Below are 1221 nucleotides of genomic sequence, written 5' to 3'. Positions count from 1 at the left end.
TGCCGCCGCCGGGTTGTTGAGCGTTGGGGTGTTCGGGGAGGGTGGTGATGTTGTAGACGGGTCCGCCGGTGTTGGTGGGGTTGGGGTTGTCGTGGGCTTGGCCTTTGATGTCGTAGCCGACGCCGGTTTCGGATTTGTGGGGGTAGGTGGGGCGGTCGTTGGGGATGCCGCTGTCGGAGACCGGAGGTACGGGGCCGCCGCTGTCCGAGCCGCCGGTGTTCGAGCCGTTTCCGAACCGGCCTGCCGCGTGCTGGCCGAGTTCCTTGGCGCCTCCGAGTCCGGCCATGCCGAATCCGAACGCGGCGGCCTGTCCGAAGTTCATGTGGTCGGGGTCGAAGATCGCCTGACCGGCCAGGTTCCCGGCCGTGCCGGTGGTGCCGGCGAACCCGAACCGGGCGCCGACGCCCTTCATCCCCGGCGCGGCCATCCAGTCGGCCAGTTTGGTGGTCAGCGGGTTGCTTTGGCGCGCCACCGCCCGCCCGGCGGCCCCCATCACCCCACCGGCGACCGCACCCATCCCCACCGACTTACCGAACTCGCCCCAGTTCCAGTCCTTTTGCACGCCCTCATGGATCCGCGCGTACTGCCCAGCGGCGTCCATTCCAGCCCCGAACCAGGCACCCACCACCGCACCACTCAGCACCTGATGTTGCCCAACCCACACCGCAACCCGCCGCAAGAACGCCCGCAGCGCGAACCCTTCGGCTTCGGACGCCCCGATCGCGGCGGCCTCTGATGCACCCGCGGTGATCCAGGACCAGGCGAATCCGATCGCCATCGTGATCACTACGAACGCGCACGAGAGCTCGAACTGCAGCCGCGCCGCCCGCTTTTGCGCCTGCAGGCCATCCACCCATGAGGCCAGGTCTCGCAACGACTGTTCGAGGAACCGTAACCCCCCCGCCTCACCCCCACCCGACAACGCCTGAGCGAAGGTCTTGAACTTGTCCGTCGCCTCACCCGTGTTCGCGTTGACGACCGCACCGGCGTGGCCGTCCAACTCCCCCGCCGTCGTCCCAAACGTATCCGCGCACGTGGTGAGCGCCGCCTGCATCTTGGCCAGGCCACCCATGCTCCCGTCCGGCCACTGACATCCGCCGACCAGCATCTCCAGGAAGAACAAGCCCTTTTGGACGATCTCCGGCATCTGGTCGAAATCGCCTACCGAGCGGTTGAAATCAGCCTCCGGCCGCCGGTACGGGTTCTTGGCCGCCACCGCGT

1 protein-coding gene is annotated in these 1221 nt (G+C 68.0%); it reads right to left on the bottom strand.

Annotation, left to right across the window (positions count from 1 at the left end; translation table 11 throughout):
- Positions 1 to 1221: hypothetical protein (locus ABEA24_RS53305; RefSeq protein ID WP_425551345.1), on the bottom strand; the 1221-nt coding region annotated here is incomplete at both ends.

This window comes from Actinoallomurus vinaceus, from assembly GCF_039542055.1.
Lineage (GTDB): Bacteria > Actinomycetota > Actinomycetes > Streptosporangiales > Streptosporangiaceae > Actinoallomurus > Actinoallomurus vinaceus.
Note: the sequence above shows the minus strand (reverse complement) of the source record. Positions and strands in the feature narration are given on the sequence as shown.